Origin of the sequence: Cryobacterium sp. MP_3.1 (genome assembly GCF_035984795.1) — a bacterium.
GTDB classification, from domain to species: Bacteria; Actinomycetota; Actinomycetes; order Actinomycetales; family Microbacteriaceae; genus Cryobacterium; species Cryobacterium zongtaii.
Genome location: NZ_JAXCHV010000004.1, coordinates 34460 through 57943 on the forward strand (window position 1 = coordinate 34460; position 23484 = coordinate 57943).

Below are 23484 nucleotides of genomic sequence, written 5' to 3' on the forward strand. Positions count from 1 at the left end.
CGGGACGGAGAGTCCCCTAGCGGCGCACTCCCCAGTTCGGGGCGATTGACGCGGTGTCATTGACGCCGTGTCAACGGCGGGAGTAGCGTTCAAGCATGAGCACCCCGACGGCCTCCCCTCGCCAGAGCAAGCAGCCCGACGAGCGCCATGACGAGATCGTCGCCGCGACCCGGCAGCTCTTCGCCGAACGGGGCGTTGCCAAGGTCTCCGTCACCGAGATCGCCAAGCGCGTCGGCGTCACGCGGGGCCTGATCTACCACTACTTTCCCGACCGGGACGCTCTGATCGACCTGATCTTCGAGGACCACATCACTGAGTTCGTCGACGCCGTCTCCCGCTGGGACGCCGACCGGGAGCCCGGCAATGTGGCCAAGGCGCTGCTGGACTGCGTGGTCTTGTTCCGCCACCACCTGCACGCCAAGGACATGTTCCGTGAAGACCTCGGCCACCCCGAGAACGCCGGACTGTACAACCGGTTTGTGGACCGCGCCGTGCGCGCCATCGTCGAGCGCCTGCGGGTGACCACCGTCGAGGCCTACGCGCGGGCGCACCACATTGACATCGAACACGTCGGCGAGGTCTTCTACGTCCTGGTCTACGGACTGATCGGCCTCGTGCGCTCGTCGCCCGACGTCGACGACCCGGTGCTCGTCGCCATCGTGCGACAGACACTGCACCTGGACATGGGCACCACGAACACCACCCCGTGAAGACGCACCACCCGTAAGACGCACCACCCCACAAAGAAAACCGAATAAGGAGAAACGAAGATGTTCCTGTACGAGTCAATCCCCTGGTACTCCACGCTGATGTGGGTTGCGGTGGTGGCGGGCCTCATGCTTGCCAACGAGATCGCCCGGGCCAGCAAGTGGGCCGCCCTCGTGTTGTTCATCGGGCTACCGGTGGTGCTCACCATCTTCGTCTGGCCCCACACCGCGGGCGCCGACTCCAGCACCGGCACCTGGTTCCACTGGGTCAAGGTCTATTCCGCGCTGGCCGGCTGCCTGGGCTTCATGGCCATCCGCTTCATCCCGAAGCTGGCGAAGAACAAGTACTGGCTGATGTTCCCGGCGGCGATCCTCGCGCTGAACATCTTCGAAGCGGTCATCCGTGACTTCCAGGTCTACGGCATGCAGGGCAAGGTCGACGGCGTCTTCATGGTCGGCGGCCCGTGGAACATCATGAACGGCATCGCCGGGCTGCTCAACCTCGTCACCATCTGCGGTTGGGCGGGCATCATCATCAGCCGCGGCAAGAAGAAGGACATGATCTGGCCCGACATGCTCTGGTTCTGGATCATCGCGTACGACCTGTGGAACTTCGCCTATGTCTACAACGCCGTCGGTGACCACTCCTTCTACGCCGGCGCCGCCCTACTGATCTCCTGCACCATCCCCGCGTTCTTCATCAAGCGCGGCGCCTGGCTGCAGCACCGGGCGCAGACCCTGGCGTTCTGGATGATGTTCACGATGGCCGTGCCCACCTTCGTGACCAGTTCGAAGTTCGCCGTCGAGTCCTCGCACAACCCCACCGCCCTGTTCATCGTCAGTGCGATCTCGCTGGCCGCCAACATCGCCGTGGTCGTCTACCAGGTACGCGTCATCGTGCGCACCAAGCGCAACCCGCTGAAGGACGAGCTGTTCGTGGAGCTGCCCGCCTACCAGAAGGTGCTGGCCGACAACCGGCCGCTGGATGCCGCCCCCGCCGTCACTGGCTCGCCCCGAGCCGCCGCGAGCGTCTAGTTCCGCACCGCACCATCCCGCGAAAGCGGTCGTGTGGTTGCCTCGAGCCTCTCGAAGCAACCACGTGGCCGCTTTCGCGGCCGTTAAAGGGCGTTTTCGGTGAGCCAGTCGAGCAGCACCCGCTGCACATCGGCCGCTTGTTCCACGTTCGGCAGGTGCGCGGTGTCGCGGAACACGCATCCACTGGCCTGGGGCAGCGTCGTCACCAGGTACTCGTACGCCGCGAGCACCTCGGACATGTCGTACTCGCCCACCGTCACCAGGGCGGGCACCTCGATGTCGACGACCCTGTCGAACGCGGGAGGTTCGAGCGGCAGCGACACCGGGCGCTCCTCCGCGTGGATGACGTTCACCCGGTTGAGCGCGTAGGCGGTGGAGACGAATTCGGGGTCGAGGTCCTCCTCGCGGCGCAACGGGCCGAAATCCCAGATCGCGGCCTCGAGGCGGGCCAGCCGGTGCCAATCCTGGGCGGCGAAGGCCTGGTCGATCTCGTCGAACCGGGCATCCTCCACCTCGGTCAGCTCGGTGTCGGGGAACCCGCTCGGGCCCGCCCCGATCACGATCAGCCCGGCCACCCGGTCAGGGCTCTCCACCGCAAGATCGATGGCGATGGTGCCGCCGCGGGAGCACCCGATCAGCGTCGCGCGGGCCACGCCGAGGTGGTCGAGCACGGCCAGGGCATCCGCCCGGTTGGAGAACTCGACGTCCTCGGTACTGGTCTGGCCGAAGCCGCGGGTGTCGAAGCGGATGACGAAGTGCTCTGCGGCCAGCGCGTCGATCTGCGGGTCCCACATGCGCAGGTTCGCGATCCCCGCGTGGATCAGCAGCAGCGCCGGTTTGGAGGCGTGTCCGTCGCTTTCGTAGTAGAGGCGTGCGCCCGGAACATCGAGGTTAGGCATGAGTCGAGCGTAGGGGAGCGCATCCGCCGGCGAAAGAGCCGGGCTTACGAACCGGCACAAGTGTACGTTAGAGTACACATGTGGTCGGGGAGATGAGTAGGCGCAGTGCCGAGCGGGCGGATGCCGTTCTGCAGGCCACGACCGACCTCCTCGCCGAGGTCGGGTTCTCGGCGATGACGATCGATGCCGTCGCGGCGCGGGCGCACTCCTCCAAGGCCACCATCTACAAGCGCTGGCCCACCAAGACCGCCCTGGTCGTGGCCGTCGCGGCCAAACTCGGCCCCATCGACATTCCGGTCCTCGACGCCTCACACACCCTTGCCGAAGCGCTGACGGCGATCACCGCCGCTGTGCGGAGCATCACCGTGGGGCGCTTCGGTCAGCTCGTGCTCGCTCTGGATGCCGCCGGCCGGTCCGACCCCGCTGTCATGACGGCGGTGGCCGAGCACCTCGCGGAACCGCTGCACCTGGCCGTCAGCGCAGCCCTCGACCTGCTCAAGCAGACCGGCCGGATCGACGACCAGGCTGACACCTTTCTCGCCGCCCGCATGATCCTCTCCGCGATCGTGGATCGAGCACTCGCCCGCAATGATGTGGTCTCGGCAGACGAACTGGCGAGCATCGTCCGTGAGTGGCTGCTTCCGGTGCTGTCTCCGCAGCGCCGCGGCACTCGCACCCCCGGCCCGACCGCCGGTCCCGGCTAGCCGCCGCCGGTCCCACCCCGCACGCTTCGGCATCCCGCGTCGGAGCGTTGTCCGTCGTGCGCGCACGCACACCATCCCACCTCCCGCACCACCGTTTGGAGTACCACCATGTCCACATCCACCCCCACTCGGCCGGCCACCGGCCGCCGATCACTCCGGGGCAACCCGGGCCTGTCCCTGGCCGCGGTCTGCTTCGGCCTGTTCATGGTCGGGCTGGACGGCACCGTCGTCTCGGTCGCGAACCCCGCCATCTCCGACGCCCTCGGCACCTCGTTCACCGAACTGCAGTGGATCACCAACTCCTACCTGCTGGCCCTGGCGGTCTTCCTCATCCTCGGCGGCAAGCTCGGCGACAGGTTCGGGCGCAAGAAGATGTACCTCATCGGCGTCGCGGCCTTCGCGGTCACCTCGGTGGCGATCGGCCTGGCCGGCACGACCGAGGGCGTCATCGCCTTCCGGGCACTGCAGGGGCTGAGTGCCGCACTGCTGATGCCGCAAACCCTTGCCCTGCTGCGAGCCACCTTCCCGCGGGAAAAGTTCGGCATGGCCATCGGCATCTGGGGTGGCGCGTCATCCGTTGCCATCGCCGCCGGGCCCATCGTGGGCGGCGCGCTGGTGGGCACCCTCGGCTGGGAATCGGTGTTTTACATCAACGCCCCCATCGCCGTGATCGGCTTGATCCTGGGTGGCCTGGTGCTCAAGGAAAGTTCCGCGACCAGCCGCGCACGGTTCGACATCGCGGGCGTCGTTCTGCTTGCCCTGGGGCTGTTCGGCATTGTGCTGGCCGTCGTCCAATCCGAGTCCTGGGGCTGGACCAGCCCGCTCACCCTCGGCGTTCTGGCCGGCGGACTGGTGCTCGTCGCGGTCTTCGTGGTCGTGGAAAACCGCGTGGCGGCGCCGCTGCTGCCGATGGGCCTGTTCAGGAACCCCACCATCACCGTGGGCGCCCTGGCCGTAGCCGCGAACTTTTTCGCCCTCTTCGGGGTGACCTTCTTTCTGGCGCTGTTCCTGCTCAACTTCCGCGGTGAGGAGGGCATCGCGGCCGGCCTGATGTTGCTGCCGCTGAGCGCAGTGTCGATCATCGCCTCGCCCATCGGCGCCGCCCTGGTGAGCAAATTCGGCATCCGTCTCACCATGTCGCTGGGTCTGGTCCTTGTGGGCGGCGCATTGTTCGGGCTCACCCCGATCAGTATCGACTCGCCGTACGTGGCCATGGCGGTGCCGTTCGTCGTTCTCGCGCTCGGGGTGGGCCTGGTGATGACCTCGGGTGCCGAGGCCATCGTCGGCGGCGCACCCGTGCAGCTCGCCGGAGTCGCCGGGGGACTGCAGGCCACCTCCCTGCAGCTCGGCGGCGCGCTGGGCACCGCGGTGCTCGCCGCCGTGGTCTCAGCCGGAACGGCCGCGGGACTCGGCTCCACCACCTTCGCCGGTGCGGAGGCCGTGGCCCAGGGAATCATCCCCACCGGTCTGGACGCCGCGACAACGATACTGGCCAGGGACGCCTTCACCGGCGGCCTGTCGAGCGCGTTCGTCGTGGCCGGATGTGTGGCCATAGTGATCGCCATTGCCGCTGCGGTCTTCGTGCGGAACCCGAAGGCGCACCACACTGTGGAAGAGGTCTTGCTTGAGACCGAGTCCGGAACCTCGGGATCCTCGGCGGACGCGCTGCTGCGCTAACCGGCCCGGTTCCGGTCAGGGCCACCGCCGCAGCCGCGTGCGAACCCGGCACCGGCGGTGGCCCTAGGGTCGAAGAGTGGGCGGTGTACTGGTCGGGTTCTCGATCATCGGGTTTGTGATCCTGGTGGGCTACGTCGTCGAGCGCACCGGCGTGGCCGGCGAGGACGCCGGCCGGGTGCTCAACCGCGTCGCGTTCTTCGTGGCCACCCCGGCGCTGCTGTTCACCGTGCTCGCGCAGGCGGACGTGCGGGTGCTGTTCTCCGCGTTCCTTGCCACGGTGCTGTGCAGCGTGATCGTCGGCATGCTGCTGTATGTCGTGCTGGCCAGGATTTTCTTTCGAAACCCGCTGCCGGAGACGGTGCTCGGCGCCACCAGCGCCACCTACGTCAACGCCAACAACATCGGTTTGCCGGTGGCCATCTACGTGCTCGGCAGCGCCCAGTATGTGGCGCCGGTGTTGCTGCTGCAGCTGCTCGTGCTCGCGCCGATCACCCTGAGCATCCTCGACGCGTCCACCCGCGGACGGGTGTCGGTGCGCAGCATCCTCACCCAGCCGCTGCGGAACCCGATGATCATCGCCTCGGTTCTCGGCGTGCTCGTCGCCGCCTTCGGCGTCCCGGTACCCGACGCCGTGATCGCGCCCCTGGACATCATCGGCGGTGCCGCGATCCCGCTGGTGTTGATGTCGTTCGGCATGTCGCTGCACGGCCAGCGACTGCTGCAGGCCGGCACCGGACGCAAGCAGGTGGTCGCGGCGTCGGTGATCAAGGTGGCGCTGATGCCCGTGATCGCATACCTGTTCGGCAGGTTCGTGTTCGCTCTCGAGGGCCCCGAGCTGTTCGCCGTGGTGACCGTGAGCGCGTTGCCGACCGCGCAGAACATCTTCAACTTCGCGTCCCGCTACGACCGGGGCGTGGTCGTGGCCCGGGACACCGTGCTGGTCACCACGATCGGCGCGATCCCGGCGCTGGTGATCGTCGCGGCGCTGCTCGCCTGAGCGTCGGGCCGATCAGGCCTTCTTTTTGGGCGCTTTCTGCAGCCATGGCCGCAGCCGGCGGGTGATGAACGGCATCACCACGTAGGTCATCATGGGCGCCATCACGAAGGTGGTCAGCAGGATCCGGAGCACGGTCGGGATGTCGTTCCAGTGCGGGTCCACCCCGGTGACGAGGTAGGTGAAGATCACGTTCAGCGGAAAGAAGCCCAGCCCGATGGCCACGGCCTGCTTCCAGCGCGGCGGCTGGACCGGCGCGGACGGACCGGCGTTGACCTGGGAGTCGTCGAACCAGCCCTCGATGCCGGTGCGCCGCACCACGTGGGACTCGAGCACCAGGCCCTCACCCTCAAGCAGCCAGCTGGTGCGGGCGATCGAGTGCTCCCAGGCCCCCAGCGAGGCCGCATCCTTGAATTTGTAGAGCATGTGCCAGTGCGCGGAACCGGCGTGCGCACGCACCCAGCCGGAGCCGAGGAAGCCCGGGTATTCGTTGGCGAGGTCCATCCCGGTCTGCACCCAGTGGGTGGCCTCGTCGAACCGGGCGGGGTCGACCTTACGGCGGATGGAGACGGTGAGCTCAACCAGCGGGGCCTAGAAGATCATCGGGCGGTCGTCGTCCTCGCCCTCGGTCTCGATGTCCACCAGCACCGGAACGTGGTCGCTCGGGGCGTCGCCCTTGCGCTCGTTGCGGTGGATGCTCGCATCCGTCACGAGCTCACCGAAGGCCGGTGAGCCGAGGATGAAGTCGATGCGCAGGCCCTCGTTGCGCGGGAAGCGCAGCTGCTTGTAGTCCCAGTAGGTGAAGCCCTCCGGCACGATCGGGCGCACCACGTCGGTGAAACCGGCCGCCTCGAACGCTTCGAACGCGCTGCGCTCTGCCGGCGAGATGTGGGTGGACACGCCGGGTACCAGGGTGGGGTCACCCACGTCGGAGTCCAGCGGGGCCACGTTCCAGTCGCCCATCAGTGCCATCGCCAGCCGGGGGTTCTTGGCCAGCTCGTCGGCGGCGTGGGTCTTCAGCCGGGTCAGCCAGTCCAGCTTGTAGACGTAGTGAGGGTCATCCAGCGAGCGGCCGTTGGGCACGTACAGGCTCCACAGGCGCATCTCGTTCACGGTCACGCCCAGCGCGCGGGCTTCCAGCGGCAGGCCGGGACCCTCTTCACCCTTGAGGAAGCCGGGCATCTCGGGGAAGGCGGTGACCACATCCGTCATCTCGTGGCGGCTGGCGAACGCGACGCCGTTCCACTGGCTGAGGCCGTGGATGGCCAGTTCGTAGCCGGCGTCCTCGAAGGCCTGCGCGGGGAACTGCTCGGGCTTGCACTTGATCTCCTGCATGGCGAGCACGTCGATGTCCTCTCGCACCATCCAGTCGACCACTCGGTCGACGCGGGCACGGATGGAGTTGACGTTCCAGGTGGCGATGCGCATGGCTCTAAGCCTATTTGGCGCGGGCGCTCCAGAAACCTCGCCGACACACGCGAGTGGCAGGATGGCAGTATGTCGGAATTGCAGATCGGTTACGCGGCCATGTTGGAGCAGTTCGCCCCCGCCGAGGCGGTGGCGCTCTCGGCCTATGCGGAGGAGCACGGCTTCTCCGGGGTTATGGCGGCCGATCACTTCCAACCGTGGGTGCCAGCCCAGGGCGAATCCTCCTTCGTGTGGAGCGTTCTCGCCGCGATCGGTGAGCGCACCAAGGGCGACATGGGTCCCGGCGTCACCGCGCCAACCTTCCGCTGGCACCCGGCCATGGTGGCGCAGGCCTCCGCCACACTCGCCTCGATGTACCCCGGCCGGCACTGGCTGGGCCTGGGCTCCGGTGAGGCGCTCAACGAGCACATCGTCGGCGGCTACTGGCCCGAGGCGCCCGAGCGCATCAACCGTATGTTCGAGGCCATCGAGATCATCTCGAAGCTGTTCACCGCCAGCATCGCCGGCAAGGACGTCAAGCACTCCGGCCAGTTCTTCAAGCTCGAGTCCACCCGGCTATGGACCATGCCTGAGGTCGCGCCCGAGATCCTCGTCGCCACCGCCGGCCCGGTCACCGCCAAGCGCGCCGGCCGGCACGCCGACGGCCTCATCACCGTCGGCGCCCCGCTCGAGAAGATCTCGATGCTGTTCGGCAAGTTCGACGACGGCGCCCGCGAGGCCGGCAAGGACCCGTCGACCATGCCCAAGGTGCTGCAGCTGCACATGAGCTGGGCCGAGACCGACGAGGAGGCCATGGCCAACGCGTTGCACGAGTGGCCCAACGGCGGCATGAAGTTCCCCAAGGGCGACATCCGTTCGCCGTTCGAATTCGAGCAGATGGCAAAACTGGTGCGTCCGGAGGACTTCGAGGGCCGGATGATCATCTCCGCCGACCCCGACGACCACCGTGCCTACATCCAGAAGTTCGTCGACCTCGGCTTCGACAAGATCTACCTGCACAACGTGGGGCGCAACCAGCGCCAGTGGATCGACGTCTTCGGCCGCGACGTGCTGCCGAAGCTCGCCCGGTAGCCATGCATTCCGCGGCCGACGGTGCGCGCCACCGGCTCGAGGTGTTCGTGCTGCCCGGAATCGGCGAGGTCCGGGCCGGCGACGACCTGGCCGCGACCATCCTGGCCGTCGCCGGTCCCGCCGCGTCCCGTCTGGCCGACGGTGACATCCTGGCCGTGACCAGCAAGATCGTGTCCAAGGCCGAGGGCAGGCAGGTGGCCGCGACCGACCGGGAGCAGGCCATCGCCGACGAGACCGTACGGGTCGTCGCGACCCGTGCGCATCCGGGCGGGGTCACCCGCATCGTCGAAAACCGGCAGGGCCTGGTGATGGCCGCCGCCGGTGTCGACGCCAGCAACGTCGAGCACGGCACTGTATTGCTACTGCCCGTCGACCCGGATGCCTCCGCGCGCGGCCTCTGCGCAGCCCTCCGCGCCGCCACCGGGCTGCATCTCGGGGTGCTGATCACCGACACCGTTGGCCGCCCGTGGCGGGACGGCCAGACCGACATCGCCATCGGCGCTGCCGGCGTGGCCGTGCTCGACGACCTACGTGGCAGCATGGATGCGCACGGTCGCCGCCTCGACGTCACCGTCGCCGCGGTCGCGGACGAGATCGCCGGCGCCGCCGACCTGATCAAGGGCAAGACCAGCGGCAACCCCGTCGCCGTGCTCCGCGGCCTCGGCCACCTGGTGGGCGCGATCGACGCGGGGGATCGCGGCGCGCGCCGGCTGGTGCGCGACGGGGCGAGCGACATGTTCCGCGTCGGCAGCGCCGAGGCGTACGCGGAGGGTTATACGGCCGGGCTGGCTGCTGCTGCTGGGGCCGGTGCGTCCGTTGGGGTCGGTGTATCCGTTACGCCGACCGACCCGGGTGGGGATGGTGAGCTCGCGAGCGATCATGAGGTGCCGGATGCTGCCGCCGACGACCGCTCTGGTGAGTTGCCGGTTGAGGCCCCCTCGGAGCGCAGCAGTGGGCCTCACGTGGCTGCTCGCGGAACCGCATCCGCGTGAGGTGGGTGTGCGTGGTGCCCGTCAAGGGCAATGCGAGCGCCAAGAGCCGCCTGAGCGCGCTACCGGAGACCTTCCCGGCCCGCGGGGAGCTCGCCGAAGCATTCGCGCTGGACACCGTGGCCGCACTGTTGGCCGCCGAGATGGTGCAGAAGGTTCTCGTGGTGACCGCCGACCCCGCTGCCGCCGCGCCGCTCGAGGCGCTGGGCGCCCAGATCGTTCCCGAGCTGCCGCACCCATCCGCCTCGGATGCCGGGACGGGCGCTTGTGCGGCAACTCGCAAGACCGGCGCTGCCGAGTTGCCGCAGAACAGCCCCTCGGGACCCGCGAAGGGGAACTGTGCGGCACCTCGCGACCCGCTCAACGCGGCCATCGGCGAGGGCATCCGGGTGGCGCACGAGCAATACCCGCTCTGCAGCGTCGCGGTGCTCACCGGAGACCTGCCCGCGCTCACCGTCGCTGACGTCGAGTCGACCCTCACCGCCGCAGCCGCCCATGACCTGGCCATGGTCGCCGACGAGGAGGGCACCGGCACCACCACGTTGCTCGCCCGCGCCGGCATCACGCTCACGCCCCGGTTCGGGCCCGGCTCCCGTGCCGCGCACGAGGCGGCCGGCCACGTGCCGCTCGAGCTGCCCGCCACGGCGTCGATCCGCCGCGACGTCGACACCGTCGACAACCTTGCCGAGGTGCTGCGCCGCGGTGTCGGTGCGCACACCAGCGCCCTCATCGCCCGCTCGCAGCAGGAGTCCGGCTAGCAGCACGGCGCACCGGAACGCGGCGCCGGCTGTGGGCTGAACGCCGGGGCAGCCGCAGCCCGGAGGTCGTCGCCGTTGCGCTAACGTGCAGACATGGGGACCACCGCGCACCTGATCAGCCCGCTAATCGCCGCGCGGTTTGCCCTGACGGTTATGCTCGCGGCGGTCGCGGTCGCCGCGACGGCCGTCCTGATGATCGCCCTCAGCAGGGACGCGGCGATGGGGGAGGCCTGGGCGGCGGTCGCCGGTGCCTATCCCAGCCAGGCAGCGATCGCCGTTCTCGCCGGCACCGTCACACTCACCCTGCTTCTGGTGTTCTCGCCGACGACCGGTCGCTGGGGCCTGGGCGGGCGCAGCGTGCTCGCCGGATACGCAGGAGTGGCCTCAGCGGCGCTGTCACTGCTGCTCGTGGCCGAGTGGATTCCCGGTGAACCGGGCGCTGCCGGCGGTCCCGCGGTCCTCGCCGCCGCGATCCTCGGCTTCACCCTGGCCGGTGGCCCGCTCTGGATCGGCCTCATCGCGGTGCTCCTCGGGCGTACGGCGCTCCTCCCTCGGGGCATCGGGACGCAGCGACTGTCCGCTTCGGAGCGTTCACGATTCGGTGCCGTCCTCATCGCGGCCGGCCTCTGTCTGGCCGCTATCGCCACCTCCGGCGCGTACCTCGTTGCGGTGCACGGCGGCCTGGACTATGCCTGCGCCGTGGAGGGGCCGTTCTCTCCCCTCGCCGAGCTGTCGGAGCGCGCCGGCGTCGTCACCGGCAGCTTCTCCTGGTGGCCGCTCGGCCGGAGCTGCACCTGGGCCGCGGCCGGCGGAGGCACGGTCCTCGCCACCTCGGGCTGGAGTCACACGGTGCTCGTCCTGGCTTCGCTCGGGCTCGCCGCGGCGGGCATCGCCCTGCGAACAACCCGGGCGGGTCAGACGGATGCGCCGGCCGAGCCGACCTCGGCCGAACTCGGTACGTAAGGGCGGAGAAATTCGAGAAACGCCGGGTTGCGCAGGCTCGCGCGGCGGCGTTTCCCGAAAAAGTCCGCCCCGACCTGCGGTCCAGGAGGGGGGTCAGTGCGCGGCGGGAGTCGCCGGCCGCACCGAGGACGCCAGTGCCGCGAGCACGTCGGCCGGGGTGGCCGCCATCTCGATCGAGGAGCGGAACGAGGGCTTCATCAGGCTGCGGGACAGCTGGGCGAGCACCTTGAGGTGCTCGGTGCCGGCGGCGGCCTCGGGCACGGCGATCATGAAGATCAGGTGCGCGGGGGCCTCGTCCAGCGAGTTCCAGTCAACGCCGTCCCGGCTGCGCGCGAACGCGAGCACCGGGGAGGTGGCGCCGTCGGACTTGGCGTGCGGAATCGCGATGCCCTCGCCGATGCCGGTCGTGCTGATCAGCTCACGGTCCCTGGCCGCCTGCACGACGGCGTCGACGTCGAGCACCCGCCCGGTGGTCTGCATCAGACCGGCCAGACGACGGATGACCGCGTCCCGGTCGGTCTCGTCGATGTCGAGCACGATGGTGCGTTCGTCGATGTAGTCGAGCACGGTCTTCGGGGCGGGGGCCACCGGCTCGGCGGTAGCAGGCGCGGCACGAACCGGCGCCGCAGCCACGGGCGGCACCGCACCCGGCGCGGCAACCGGCACAGCGGCATCCGCAGCGGCACCGGCGACCGCAACCGCGGCAGCATCCGCCGGCACGACCTTGCGCACCGAGATGCCGATCAGCAGCACCGACACCAGAGCGGTGACGGCCACACCGGAGAGAATCGCGACGAAGTACATCGGCACGCCGCTCACGGCACCGAAGACGGCCACGATCGGGCCGCCGTGCGGCACGGCGTTGGTGACCCCGGCGATCGCGGCGATGGCACCGGCGACGGCGCCACCGAGCACGTTCGCGGGGATGACCTGCAGCGGGCGGGCCGCCGCGAGCGGGATGGCGCCCTCGGTGATGCCGAAGAAGCCCATGAACAGCGCGGCGATGCCGGCCTCGCGTTCCACCGGGGTGAAGAACCGGCGACGGATGACCGTGGCCAGCCCCATGCCCAGCGGCGGCACGGCGATGGCCGCGGCGACCATGCCCATCGGGCCCGGGTTGCCGGAGGCGATCAGCGCGGAACCGAACAGGAACGCTGTCTTGTTGATCGGGCCGCCCATGTCGAACGCGACCATCGCGCCCAGGATCAGGCCGAGCACGACGACGCTGCCGCCGTCGAGGCTGGAGAGGAAGTCGGTCATCGAGGAGAACACCCAGGCGATCGGCTGGCCGAGGGCGAGCACGAACAGTCCGCCGACGACGAGGGTGGTGATCACGGGGATGACCAGGATCGGCATGATCGGCTTGATGAAGCGGTGCACGGGGATCTTCTTGATGCCCAGCGCCACGAAGCCCACCAGGAAACCGGTGACGATGCCGCCGATGAAACCGGCACCCGATTCGGAGTTGTAGAAGGAGCCGGTCGTGGCGATCCAACCGCAGATCATGCCGGGTGCGAGCCCGGGCCGGTCGGCGATCGCGTAGGCGATGAAGCCGGAGAGGATCGGCACCATCAGGGTGAAGCCGAGCACGCCGATCTGGTTGATGGTGAACCAGAAGCTGTCCTCGGGGATCACGAGTCCCTGCGGGGTGGCCTCGCCGCCGATCGACAGCGAGATCGCGATGAGAAGCCCGCCGACGACGACGAACGGGATCATGTACGACACGCCGTTCATCAGCGCGCGGTAGATGAAACCGCCGATGTCGCGTTTCCCGGCGCTCGCCGGGGCATCCGTGGTCACGGCGGCGCGGCCGGTGGGGGCGGCGGCCAGCGCCTCGGCGATCAGCGCGGCCGGGCGGTGGATGCCGTCGGAGACGCGGGTGGAGACGATGCGCTTGCCCCCGAAGCGGGACAGGTCGATCTGGGTGTCGGCGGCGACGACGACAGCGTCGGCGCGGTCGATGTCGGCCTGACTGAAGGTGCCTTCGACTCCGACGGACCCGTGCGTCTCGACCCGGATCTCGTAGCCGAGTTCGGTGGCGGCCGCGTCGAGTTTCTCGGCAGCCATGTAGGTGTGGGCGATGCCCGTTGGGCAGGCCGTGATCGCCAGGATCAACACCGTGGGCGGCGCGATGGTGGTGTCGGTCGGGGTGTCAGGCATGGTGCGGTGTCCTTCCAGGACGACGCCGACGACCGGTGGCCCGTCGGCCATGGAGCGCGTGCTCACCCGGTGAAGAATGCAGCAGCCTGTCCAGCGTACAGTTCGGCGCCCGGTGCATTCGAGAGTCTTTCGGCCCTGCCGGCCGCTAGGGTGGGACGCGACACGGGGTGCCTCCGCCGGATGCGGACGCTGAGATCCAAACCCGTCGAACCTGACTAGTTAGCACTAGCGAAGGGATGTCGCCATGAACGTTCACGCCGCCGAATCACGCGGGGATGCCGACCCGGATCTGCGGCCGGAGCCGGGCCGCACCGAACCGTTCAGCAGGCTGCTCTGGGCCGACATCGCCGAAACCCGCACCGCCATCGATGCGTTGCCCTTCATCGCGGAACTCGGCGACGGCAGCCTGTCCGCCGGCCACTTCGCCTACTACCTGGCCCAGGATGCCCTCTACCTCGCCGCGTACTCCCGGGTGCTGGCGCAGGCGAGCGTCCTGGCGCCCACCCCCGCCGAACGGGAATTCTGGGCTACCGGCGCCGCCAACTGCATCGAGGTGGAACTCGAGCTGCACCGCACCTGGCTGACCGGCCATGACACGCGCCCGGCGCCCGGCCCGGTGACCCGGTCCTACGTCGACCACCTGGTCGCGGTCAGCGCGGCAGGCAACTATGCGGTGCTGCTGGCCGCGGTCCTGCCCTGCTACTGGCTCTACGCGGATGTCGGCGAGCGCCTGCACGCCGGCTTCACGGCGAGCCGGCGCGATGCGGCGCATCCGTACGCCGACTGGCTGGAGACCTACGCCGACGAGGGGTTCGCGGCCGCGACCCGGCAGGCAATCCTGCTCACCGACACCGCGGCGGCCACCGCGACGGCCGTCGACCGGGCGCTCATGCGCGCCGTGTTCGCGCGGTCGGCGGCCCTCGAGTTGCTCTTCTTCGACGCGCCCCAGCTGCACGCGCCGGGGTAGCAGACCACAACCATCCGCACCCGCGGATGCATGACTCCTGCGATTCCCAGCCGCCGACCGGCGATCGCCCCGGAATGACGAGGCGGTCGGCCACGCCGGCGGAATCGAGCACGAGTTGTGCCTCGGCGGCGCCGGATCAGGTCAGCGCCACGGTGCGGAAGCCCACGTTGCCGGCCGCGGAATCCGCGGTGTTGGAGGCCCGAGCGGAGTTGCGATACCGGTTGCAATAGGAGTCGTGGCAGAGGTACGAGCCGCCGCGCATCGAACGCTGCTCGCCCGTCGCCGGGCCGGCCGGATTCTCGGCGGGGGAGTGCGCGTAATAGCCCTCCGCCCACCAGTCGGCGCACCACTCCCAGACGTTGCCCACGCTCTGCCAGAGGCCGTAGCCGTTCGGCGCGAACTCCCGCACCGGGGCGGTGCTGAGCCAGCCATCGGCCAGGGTGTTCACCGCGGGAAACCGGCCCTGCCAGATGTTGCAGCGCTGCCCTTCCTCCCACTCGTCGCCCCACGGGTAGCGCCGGCCGGCCAGCCCGCCGCGCGACGCGCACTCCCACTCGGCCTCGGTCGGCAGCCGTCGCCCCGCCCAGGCGCAGTAGGCCAGCGCGTCGTTCCAGCTCACCTGCACCACCGAATGCTCGGCCAGCCCGTCGAGCGACGAACGGGGGCCGGCCGGATGCGCCCAGTCCGCGCCGCGCACCCCCAGCCACCAGGGTGTCTGCGGGGGTTGGCCGACCACGTCATCGATGTCGGCCTGCAACGCGAGGTGGAACACCGCGGAGTAGCCGAACAACTCCGACTCGGTGCGATACCCGGTATCGGCCACGAACCGGGCGAAGGCGGCGTTGGTGACCGTCGTCGTGTCAATGGAGAAGGCATCCAGCCGCACTTCGTGCACGGGGGTCTCGCCGTCGCCGGGATTGCCCGCGCCGTCGGCGTCGCCCATGGCGAAGACCTGCGCCGGCACCAGCGCCTGGTCGAGGTGATGCCGGACGAGTGAGCCGGGAGCGGCCGGTGCCGGGGGGAGCTGGGACATGGCTGTGCCCGGGGGTGCCTCCGCATCGTCTACGCCCACGGCCAGCCGGGCCTGGCGTATCACCTCGTGTGCGGGCGCGCAGCACCCGTGCTCATCCGTCGTCACGCGCAGACCCTAGCGCTCCTCCGTCGCCGCGACCACCCTGCCGGCGGGACCAGGCTCGCCTCTCCTGATGGCGACTCACGGCATCTGGCGAGCAGAAGCTGGCGCCCGATCAGGGGCAGGGGGTACCGCCAGATTGGACGGTGGCCCATACTGGGCTCCATGGTTCCCCGCTCCGCCCCGAGTTATCGCACGCTCGCCTCGATCAGCAGGATCACTTTGCTCCTGCACCTGCAGCGTCGCGGAACCATGACCGTCGGCGACCTCGCCGAGGCGGCCGGGCTGCATCCCAACACCGCCAGAGAACATCTGCAGCGCCTGGTCGACGATGGTTTCATCACCTGCCAGCCGGAGACCCGCGAGACCAAGGGTCGCCCCCGCATGCTCTACAGCGCGGCGGCCGGTTCCGCCGAGCCCGGTTCGGTGCGCGCGGCCAAGGCCGAAGCCGCACAGCGCCGCGGTGACCTCGTGCGGAGGCTCCTGCCCCTCGAAACCGTCGACACCTCCCCGCGCCAGTGCCAGATGGACGCGCTCGACGACCACCTCGACGCCAGCGGCTTCGATTCCGACCACGACTCTGACGGCACCCACGTGCACCTGCACGATTGTCCGTACAGCGAGATGGTGAAGCTGCACCCCGAGGTGTGCACTGTGCACTTCGGCCTGATCAAGACGCTGCTCGAACAGACGGATGGCCCGCTGCGGGCCGACCGGCTGCATCCGTTGGTCGGGCCGGACATCTGCACCCTCGACCTGCTCGAGCGGGTCCTGGAGCCGGCCGCGGCGGTGCCGCCTGTGGTCATTTACGCTCCCGCTGATTATTAACGGCGTTTCCCGGTTGTAGCGGTCTTCCGCACTCGGGAGACTTGCGCAGAGGGCATCGCTGACCGTGGCGACGCCGGCAGCGCTAGGAGATCCCCGTGAAATCAGTCAAGAATTCTGTCTTTTCACGAAATGGCCGAGCCGGGGCCACATCCGCCAAACCCGGCAGCGACGGCCCCATCACCGACTCAATCCTCAACCTCGGCCGGTTCCTGCGCCGCGGTGAAACCTCCCCAGACCTGCGTTCGTTGTTCCTCGAGGGCGGCCGCGACGCCGACTCGTTCTACCGTGACCGCTGGACCCACGACAAGGAGGTGCGGTCCACCCACGGCGTGAACTGCACAGGCTCCTGTTCCTGGAAGGTGTACGTCAAAGACGGCATCATCACCTGGGAGACCCAGCAGACCGACTACCCCTCCGTGGGTCCGGACTCGCCAGAGTACGAACCCCGCGGCTGCCCCCGCGGCGCCGCGTTCAGCTGGTACACCTACTCGCCCAACCGGGTGCGCTACCCCTACGTGCGCGGTGTACTGCTCGAGCTGTACCGCGCGGCCAAGGCCCGCACCGGCGACCCGGTGCTCGCCTGGGCCGAGGTCACCGGCAACCCGGAGAGCGCCACGGCGTACAAGAGTGCCCGCGGGCAGGGTGGCCTGGTGCGCGCCAGCTGGGACGAGGCCGCCGAGATCGTCGCCGCCGCCCAGGTGCACACCATCAAGAACTACGGACCCGACCGGATCGCCGGCTTCTCGCCGATCCCCGCCATGTCGATCGTCTCCCATGGAGTGGGCAACCGGTTCATCACCCTGCTCGGCGGCACCATGCTCTCGTTCTACGACTGGTACGCCGACCTGCCCGTCGCCTCCCCGCAGGTGTTCGGCGACCAGACGGATGTGCCCGAATCCGCCGACTGGTGGAACTCCAGCTATCTGATCATGTGGGGCTCGAACGTCCCGGTGACCCGCACCCCCGACGCGCACTTCATGGTCGAAGCCCGCTACCGCGGTCAGAAAGTTATCACCGTCTCGCCTGACTACGCCGACAACTCCAAGTTCGCCGACGAGTGGCTGGCCGTGCACCCCGGCACCGACGGCGCCCTGGCCCTGGCCATGGGCCACGTCGTGCTCAAGGAATTCCTCGTCGACCGGCGCACCCCGCAGTTCGTGGACTACATGAAGAAGTTCAGCGACTCCGCCTACCTGATCACCCTCACTCCGCGCGGCGACGCCTACGTGCCCGGTAAGTTCCTCACCGCGGATGCCCTGCCCGACACGGCCTCCACCGTCGCCAGCGCCACCTTCAAGCCCGTGCTGCTCGACCAGGTCGGCCACGCGGTCGTGCCCAACGGCTCACTCGGCCACCGGTTCAGCGAAACCGACGCCGGCAAGTGGAACCTCGACCTGGAGGGCGTCGACCCGCTGCTCTCCATCGCCGACAGCCCCGACCACGACGGCCGGAGCGCCGCCATCGACATGCCCCGCTTCGACGTCTCCGCCCTCACCGGCGAAGAGGGCGAGGAGCACACCGGCGGCGCCGGCGTCATCCGCCGCGGCGTGCCCGTGCGAATGGTGGCCGGCCAGCTGGTCACCACGGTCTTCGACCTGCTGCTGGCCCAGTACGGCGTCAGCCGCGACGAACTGAACCTGCCCGGCGTCTGGCCCACCGGCTACGACGACGCCTCCTCGCCCGGCACCCCCGCCTGGCAGGAGGAGATCACCTCCGTGCCGGCGCAGGCCGCGGCCCGGATCGGCCGGGAGTTCGCGCAGAACGCCGAAGACTCCGGCGGCCGCTCGATGATCCTGATGGGCGCAGGCACCAACCACTGGTTCCACTCCGACACCATTTACCGCGCCTTCCTCGCGCTGACCACCATGACCGGCTGCCAGGGCGTGAACGGTGGCGGGTGGGCGCACTATGTGGGTCAGGAGAAGGTGCGCCCGGTCACCGGCCAGGCGCAGTACGCCTTCGGCCTGGACTGGGTACGCCCGCCGCGCGCCATGATCGGCACCGCATTCTGGTATCTCGCCACCGACCAGTGGCGTTACGACGGCCTCAGCGCCGACACCCTCGCCAGCCCGTTGGCCACCGGCACCTTCACCGGACGCACCACGGCGGACTGCCTGGTCGAATCGGCCAAACGCGGCTGGATGCCCAGCTACCCCACCTTCAACCGCAACTCGCTCGACATCGTCGACGACGCCGATGCGGCCGGGGTCGCCCCGGCCCAGTACGTGGTCGATTCACTCAAGGACGGCAGCCTCGGCTACGCCTGCGAAGACCCGGATGCGCCGGAGAACTTCCCCCGGGTGCTCGTCGTCTGGCGGGCCAACATCCTCGGCTCCTCCGGCAAGGGCAACGAGTACTTCCTCAAGCACCTGCTCGGCGCCCAGAGCGCGGTGCGCGCCCCGGAATCCCCGGAGGAGAAGCGCCCGCACACCATGAAGTGGCATGAGTCGGCCCCGGAGGGCAAGCTCGACCTGATGGTCACCAGCGACTTCCGGATGACGTCCACAACCATCTACAGCGACGTGGTGTTGCCGCCGGCCACCTGGTACGAGAAGCACGACCTGTCCACCACCGACATGCACCCGTTCATCCACTCGTTCAACCCGGCTATCGACCCGCCGTTCCAGTCCAAGACCGACTTCGACATCTTCCACCTGCTGGCCCAGAAAGTGTCCGAGTTCTCCGAGAAACACCTCGGTGTGCGCCGCGACCTCGTTGCCACGCCGCTGATGCACGACACCCCCGACGCCATGGCCACCCCGCACGGCATCGTGGTGGAGAACCCCGACCTGATTCCCGGCATCACCATGCCGCGGCTGGTCGTGGTGGAACGTGACTACCCGGCCTTCGCCGCGCAGCTCGGCTCCCTCGGCCCGCTCACCGCCAAGCTCGGCATGACCATCAAGGGCGTCAAATACGACCCCGACAAGGAAATCGAGTACCTCGGCACCAAGAACGGTCTCGTCGAGTCCGGACCGGCGGCCGGCCGGCCGAAGCTGGCCACCGACATCCACGCCTGCGAGATGGTGCTCGCCTTCTCCGGAACCACCAACGGGCGCCTCGGCACCCAGGGTTTCCGGCAGCTCGAGGAGCGCACCGGGCAGAAGCTCGCCCACCTGGCCAGCGACAACGAGGGGCGCCGGTTCACCTTCAAGGATGTGCAGGGCGCTCCGGTTCCCGTGCTCACCTCGCCGGAATGGTCGGGCAGCGAGCACGGCGGACGCCGCTACAGCGCCTTCACTATCAATGTCGAACACCTCAAACCGTGGCACACCCTCACCGGGCGGCAACATTTCTACCTCGATCATGACTGGATGATCGAGCTCGGCGAGCAGCTGCCGATCTACCGGCCGCCGTTGGACATGCACAGACTGTTCGACGACTCGGTCGTCGGCTCAACGAAGTCCACGGGCGCACCCGGCTCGAAGGGTCGCGCCGAGGTGGCCGTGCGCTACCTCACCCCGCACTCCAAGTGGTCGATCCACTCCGAGTACCAGGACAACCTGCTGATGCTCTCGCTCTCCCGGGGCGGACCGACCATCTGGATGTCGCCGCAGGACGCCGACAAGATCGGCGTGCGCGACAACGAGTGGATCGAGTCGTACAACCGCAACGGCGTTGTCGTGGCCCGGGCGATCGTCTCGCACCGGATGCCGGAGGGCACCGTGTACATGTACCACGCCAAAGACCGCACCATCAACGTGCCCGTCGCCGAGACCAGCGGACTGCGCGGTGGCACCAACAACTCGCTCACCCGCATCCTGCTCAAGCCCTCGCACCTGATCGGCGGCTACGCCCAACTTTCATTCGCTTTCAACTACCTCGGCCCGACCGGGAACCAACGCGACGAGGTCACCGTGATCCGTCGACGCAGCCAGGAGGTTGAGTACTAAATGCGCGTTATGGCTCAAATGTCGATGATCATGAATCTCGACAAATGCATCGGCTGTCACACCTGCTCGGTGACCTGCAAGCAGGTCTGGACCAACCGCACCGGCGTGGAGTACGCCTGGTTCAACAACGTGGAGACCAAACCCGGCGTGGGCTACCCGCGCCAGTACGAAGACCAGGAGAAGTGGAAGGGCGGCTGGGTGCGCACCAAGCGCGGCCGGCTGAAGCTCCGCGCCGGCGGTCGGCTGAGCAAGCTGCTGCACATCTTCGACAACCCCGACCTGCCCGTGATCGACGACTATTACGAGCCGTGGACCTACGACTACGACATGCTTACCACCGCGCCGGCCGGCACCCAGAGCCCGGTCGCGCGGCCGAAGTCGCTGCTGACCGGTAAGAACATGGACATCAAGTGGTCGGGCAACTGGGACGACAACCTCGGCGGCTCGCAGGAGACCGCCGCCGACGATCCCATCCTCGCCACCATGAGCGAGCACGTGAAGATGGAGTTCGAGAACACCTTCATGTTCTACCTGCCGCGTATCTGCGAGCACTGCCTCAACCCCGCCTGCGTCGCGGCGTGCCCCTCCGGCGCCATGTACAAGCGCGAGGAAGACGGCATCGTGCTTGTCGACGAGGACGGCTGCCGTGGTTGGCGCATGTGCGTCTCCGCCTGCCCCTACAAGAAGGTGTACTTCAATCACAAGACCGGTAAAGCCGAGAAGTGCACGCTCTGTTACCCGTTGATCGAACAGGGCAAGCCCACCATCTGCTCGGAGACCTGCGTGGGGCGGCTGCGCTACCTCGGCCTGATGCTCTACGACGCCGACGCTGTGCTCGCCGCCGCGTCGATCGAGAACGACCAGGATCTGCTGGATGCCCAGCGCGGGGTCTTCCTCGACCCGTTCGACCCCGAGGTCATCGCCGCGGCCAAGGCCGAGGGCATGGAAGACGACTGGATCCTCGCCGCGCAGAACAGCCCGATCTACAAGCTCATCGCCGAGTACAAGATCGCGCTGCCGCTGCACCCCGAGTACCGCACCATGCCCATGGTCTGGTACATCCCGCCGCTGTCCCCGGTGGTCGACGTGGTCTCCACCACACAAGCCGACAGTGAGGATGCCCGCACCCTGTTCGCCGCGATCGACCGGTTGCGCATCCCGGTGCAGTACCTGGCCGGCCTGTTCTCGGCCGGTGACGTGCGGCCCGTGGAGGCGTCGCTGAAGAAGCTCGCCGCCATGCGCTCCTACATGCGCGACATCAACCTGGGCCGGCCGGCGGACGAGCGCATCGCCCGCGCCGTCAACATGACCGGCGAGACCATGCGGGCCATGTACCGGCTGCTCGCCATCGCCAAGTACGAGGACCGTTACGTGATCCCCAAAGCTCACGTGGAGACCGCCCGCGAACTCGACGAGCTGGCCTGCTCGCTCGACACCGACGGCGGACCCGGCATGGGTGGACCGGGCCAGAACGCCGGACCGTTCGGCCAGGAGCCCGGCATGCCGCTGGCCGGCACCGTATCCAACTACAACGAGATGACCGGCAAGGGCGGCGAGAAGACCAAGCCCACCACCCCGGGCCGGGTCAACCTGCTCAACTGGACCGGCGGCACGGTGCCGCCGGGCATGTTCCCGCCCAAGCCGAGCCCGGAGGCCACCGCATGAGAATGCCCAAGCTCGCCCCCCGGCGGGTGGCCGCTCTCGCGCTCGACGATCAGGACCGGCGCATCGCGCACATGGCGGCGTCCCTGTTGCTGGACTACCCGGACGAGGAGCGCCGCGCCAAATTCGCGGTCGTCGCCGCGTCGCTGGGCGACCTGCCGGATGCGTTGCGCGCCGCGTTCGCCGCGTTCCTCGCCGCCGCCGCCGAGCTGAGCCAGCAGCAGCTCGAGGTGCACTTCACGGCCACCTTCGACCTCAAGCGCAAGTGTTGCCCATACCTGAGCTACTACGCCGCCGGCGACACCCGCCGGCGCGGCATGGCGCTGGTGCGGTTCGTCGAGGCATACCGGGCCGCCGGCTGGGAGGTCGACGCCGACGAGCTGCCCGATTACCTGCCGATGGTGCTCGAATTCTCCGCGCTCTCCGATTCGCCGATCGCCGGTCAGCTGCTTTCCTCGCACCGGGACGGTATCGAGGTGCTGCGTGCGGCGCTCGAGAAAGTCAACAGTCCCTACGCGCACCTCGTCGAAGCGGTCTGTCTGTCGCTGCCGCCCATCGACGATGAGACTCGCAAGCGTTACCTGGACCTCGTCAACGAGGGCCCGCCCACCGAGACCGTCGGCATGACCTACCTCGGCAATCTCAAACCGTTTTCCGCGCATGGCGCGTCCAGTGAGGAAGTACGCCGATGACCCCGCTCGATTACCTGTTGTGGGTGGCGTTCCCCTACATCGCCGCCGCCACCTTCGTGGTCGGCCACATCCTGCGCTACCGGTTCGACCAGTTCGGCTGGACCTCCCGCTCCAGCCAGACCTACGAGAACCGGCTGCTGCGCTGGGGTTCGCCGATGTTCCACTACGGCATGATCATGGTGATCGGTGGCCACGTGGTGGGCCTGTTCATCCCCAAGCCATGGCTGGAGTTCTTCGGCGTCACCGAGCACATCTACCACCTCGGGGCCACCTGGATGGGCAGCGTCGCGGCGGTGCTGACCATCGCCGGGCTGATCATCCTGATCATCCGCCGGCGCCTGGTCACCCGGGTGCACCTGGCCACCACGGTGATGGACAAGGTGATGTACATCTTCCTCGGCGGCACCATCGTGTTCGGCACCGTCGCCACCGTGCTGCACCAGGTGCTCGGTGCTGGCTACGACTACCGCGGCTCGATCTCGCCGTGGATCCGCAGCCTGTGGGGCCTGCAGCCCGACCCGTCGCTGATGAGCGACGTGCCGTTCTTCTTCCAACTGCACGTGCTCACCGCCACCGCGTTGTTCCTGCTCTGGCCGTTCACCAGACTGGTGCACGTGTTCTCCGCCCCGATCGGCTACATCTGGCGGCCCTACGTGATCTACCGCTCTCGCGACACGCACAAGGGCTCCGGCGCCCGCCCGGTGCAGCGCGGCTGGGAGAAGGCCGAGCTCCCGAACGTGCGGGTCTCTCCGCGCGCCGACGAGCCCGCCCGTCCCTCCCGCTCGCGCACCAACATCCGCCGCTAACACCCCTCGTCGTCGGCCGAGCTCCTCGAGGCCTGGCGAGGTGTGTGCGGGGCGGTTCCCGCCGCGTTGGTCGAGCGTGTCGAGACCTGGTGAGGTGAGTCGCGAACGCGCCCCGGGTC

Annotated in this window: 20 protein-coding genes and 1 riboswitch; of the genes, 15 read left to right on the forward strand and 5 right to left on the reverse strand. The window is 68.7% G+C overall.

Features of this window, described 5'->3' with window-relative positions:
- Positions 1 to 95: 95 nt before the first annotated feature.
- Both RCH12_RS04125 and RCH12_RS04130 read left to right on the forward strand, forming a co-directional pair.
- Positions 96 to 710, forward strand: coding sequence for a TetR/AcrR family transcriptional regulator (locus RCH12_RS04125; RefSeq protein ID WP_327016120.1), 615 nt, complete (start codon positions 96 to 98; stop codon positions 708 to 710).
- 60 nt (positions 711 to 770) lie between these two features.
- Positions 771 to 1742: a DUF5692 family protein gene (locus RCH12_RS04130; protein ID WP_327016121.1), complete on the forward strand. Its 972-nt coding sequence runs from the start codon at positions 771 to 773 to the stop codon at positions 1740 to 1742.
- A gap of 83 nt (positions 1743 to 1825) precedes the next feature.
- On the opposite strand, the gene RCH12_RS04135 is transcribed toward RCH12_RS04130, so the two are convergent.
- A complete protein-coding gene (locus tag RCH12_RS04135; protein WP_088457478.1) occupies positions 1826 to 2641 on the reverse strand; it encodes an alpha/beta fold hydrolase in 816 nt (271 codons plus the stop codon).
- Between the two features lie 92 nt (positions 2642 to 2733).
- On the opposite strand from RCH12_RS04135, the gene RCH12_RS04140 reads away from it, so the two are divergent.
- From RCH12_RS04140 to RCH12_RS04150, 3 genes are all read left to right on the forward strand, one after another.
- A complete protein-coding gene (locus RCH12_RS04140; RefSeq protein WP_088458150.1) occupies positions 2734 to 3345 on the forward strand; it encodes a TetR/AcrR family transcriptional regulator in 612 nt (203 codons plus the stop codon).
- Positions 3346 to 3453: 108 nt separating this feature from the next.
- On the forward strand, positions 3454 to 5022 hold the full coding sequence (locus tag RCH12_RS04145) for an MFS transporter (RefSeq protein ID WP_327016122.1): 1569 nt from the start codon (positions 3454 to 3456) through the stop codon (positions 5020 to 5022).
- Between the two features lie 76 nt (positions 5023 to 5098).
- On the forward strand, positions 5099 to 6019 hold the full coding sequence (locus RCH12_RS04150) for an AEC family transporter (protein WP_327016123.1): 921 nt from the start codon (positions 5099 to 5101) through the stop codon (positions 6017 to 6019).
- Between the two features lie 12 nt (positions 6020 to 6031).
- Here the strand turns inward: RCH12_RS04150 and RCH12_RS04155 are convergent, their stop codons facing one another.
- Both RCH12_RS04155 and RCH12_RS04160 read right to left on the reverse strand, forming a co-directional pair.
- Positions 6032 to 6520: an antibiotic biosynthesis monooxygenase gene (locus RCH12_RS04155; RefSeq protein WP_327016124.1), complete on the reverse strand. Its 489-nt coding sequence runs from the start codon at positions 6518 to 6520 to the stop codon at positions 6032 to 6034.
- 87 nt (positions 6521 to 6607) lie between these two features.
- Positions 6608 to 7444 (reverse strand): exodeoxyribonuclease III, encoded by an 837-nt coding sequence (locus RCH12_RS04160; protein WP_327016125.1) that lies wholly within the window; start codon positions 7442 to 7444, stop codon positions 6608 to 6610.
- Positions 7445 to 7513: 69 nt separating this feature from the next.
- Here RCH12_RS04160 and RCH12_RS04165 point away from each other — a divergent pair, with 69 nt between their 5' ends.
- The 4 genes from RCH12_RS04165 to RCH12_RS04180 all read left to right on the forward strand — a co-directional run bounded on the left by RCH12_RS04165 (position 7514) and on the right by RCH12_RS04180 (position 11225).
- Positions 7514 to 8515: a TIGR03557 family F420-dependent LLM class oxidoreductase gene (locus tag RCH12_RS04165; protein WP_088457473.1), complete on the forward strand. Its 1002-nt coding sequence runs from the start codon at positions 7514 to 7516 to the stop codon at positions 8513 to 8515.
- A gap of 2 nt (positions 8516 to 8517) precedes the next feature.
- Positions 8518 to 9507, forward strand: a complete 990-nt coding sequence (gene cofE / locus RCH12_RS04170; protein ID WP_327016126.1) for a coenzyme F420-0:L-glutamate ligase — start codon at positions 8518 to 8520, stop codon at positions 9505 to 9507.
- An 11-nt stretch (positions 9508 to 9518) separates the two neighbouring features.
- Positions 9519 to 10262: a 2-phospho-L-lactate guanylyltransferase gene (locus RCH12_RS04175; RefSeq protein WP_207795461.1), complete on the forward strand. Its 744-nt coding sequence runs from the start codon at positions 9519 to 9521 to the stop codon at positions 10260 to 10262.
- Between the two features lie 93 nt (positions 10263 to 10355).
- On the forward strand, positions 10356 to 11225 hold the full coding sequence (locus RCH12_RS04180) for a hypothetical protein (protein ID WP_327016127.1): 870 nt from the start codon (positions 10356 to 10358) through the stop codon (positions 11223 to 11225).
- A gap of 93 nt (positions 11226 to 11318) precedes the next feature.
- On the opposite strand, the gene RCH12_RS04185 is transcribed toward RCH12_RS04180, so the two are convergent.
- The gene (locus RCH12_RS04185; protein WP_327016128.1) at positions 11319 to 13451 is read right to left on the reverse strand and encodes a fructose-specific PTS transporter subunit EIIC; all 2133 of its coding nucleotides are present in this window, start codon (positions 13449 to 13451) and stop codon (positions 11319 to 11321) included.
- Between the two features lie 87 nt (positions 13452 to 13538).
- A riboswitch (TPP riboswitch) is annotated at positions 13539 to 13639 on the forward strand.
- On the opposite strand from RCH12_RS04185, the gene RCH12_RS04190 reads away from it, so the two are divergent.
- Positions 13630 to 14352 (forward strand): hypothetical protein, encoded by a 723-nt coding sequence (locus tag RCH12_RS04190; RefSeq protein ID WP_327016129.1) that lies wholly within the window; start codon positions 13630 to 13632, stop codon positions 14350 to 14352. It overlaps the preceding riboswitch by 10 nt.
- 136 nt (positions 14353 to 14488) lie before the next feature.
- Here RCH12_RS04190 and RCH12_RS04195 read toward each other — a convergent pair whose 3' ends face one another.
- Positions 14489 to 15385 (reverse strand): formylglycine-generating enzyme family protein, encoded by an 897-nt coding sequence (locus tag RCH12_RS04195; protein ID WP_327016130.1) that lies wholly within the window; start codon positions 15383 to 15385, stop codon positions 14489 to 14491.
- A gap of 264 nt (positions 15386 to 15649) precedes the next feature.
- On the opposite strand from RCH12_RS04195, the gene RCH12_RS04200 reads away from it, so the two are divergent.
- The 5 genes from RCH12_RS04200 (at position 15650) to narI (ending at position 23365) form a co-directional block, all read left to right on the forward strand.
- Positions 15650 to 16312 (forward strand): helix-turn-helix transcriptional regulator, encoded by a 663-nt coding sequence (locus RCH12_RS04200; RefSeq protein ID WP_088457469.1) that lies wholly within the window; start codon positions 15650 to 15652, stop codon positions 16310 to 16312.
- 176 nt (positions 16313 to 16488) lie between these two features.
- Positions 16489 to 20205 carry a nitrate reductase subunit alpha gene (locus RCH12_RS04205; RefSeq protein WP_327016196.1) on the forward strand — a complete coding sequence of 1239 codons (3717 nt, stop codon included), beginning with the start codon at positions 16489 to 16491 and terminating at the stop codon, positions 20203 to 20205.
- Complete coding sequence (gene narH, locus RCH12_RS04210; protein ID WP_327016131.1) at positions 20206 to 21870, forward strand: nitrate reductase subunit beta; 1665 nt, start codon at positions 20206 to 20208, stop codon at positions 21868 to 21870.
- On the forward strand, positions 21867 to 22559 hold the full coding sequence (gene narJ, locus RCH12_RS04215; protein WP_327016132.1) for a nitrate reductase molybdenum cofactor assembly chaperone: 693 nt from the start codon (positions 21867 to 21869) through the stop codon (positions 22557 to 22559). Before narH ends, narJ begins: the two co-directional genes overlap by 4 nt.
- On the forward strand, positions 22556 to 23365 hold the full coding sequence (narI, locus tag RCH12_RS04220) for a respiratory nitrate reductase subunit gamma (protein WP_134480768.1): 810 nt from the start codon (positions 22556 to 22558) through the stop codon (positions 23363 to 23365). The genes narJ and narI overlap by 4 nt, the downstream gene beginning before the upstream one ends.
- Positions 23366 to 23484 lie beyond the last annotated feature (119 nt).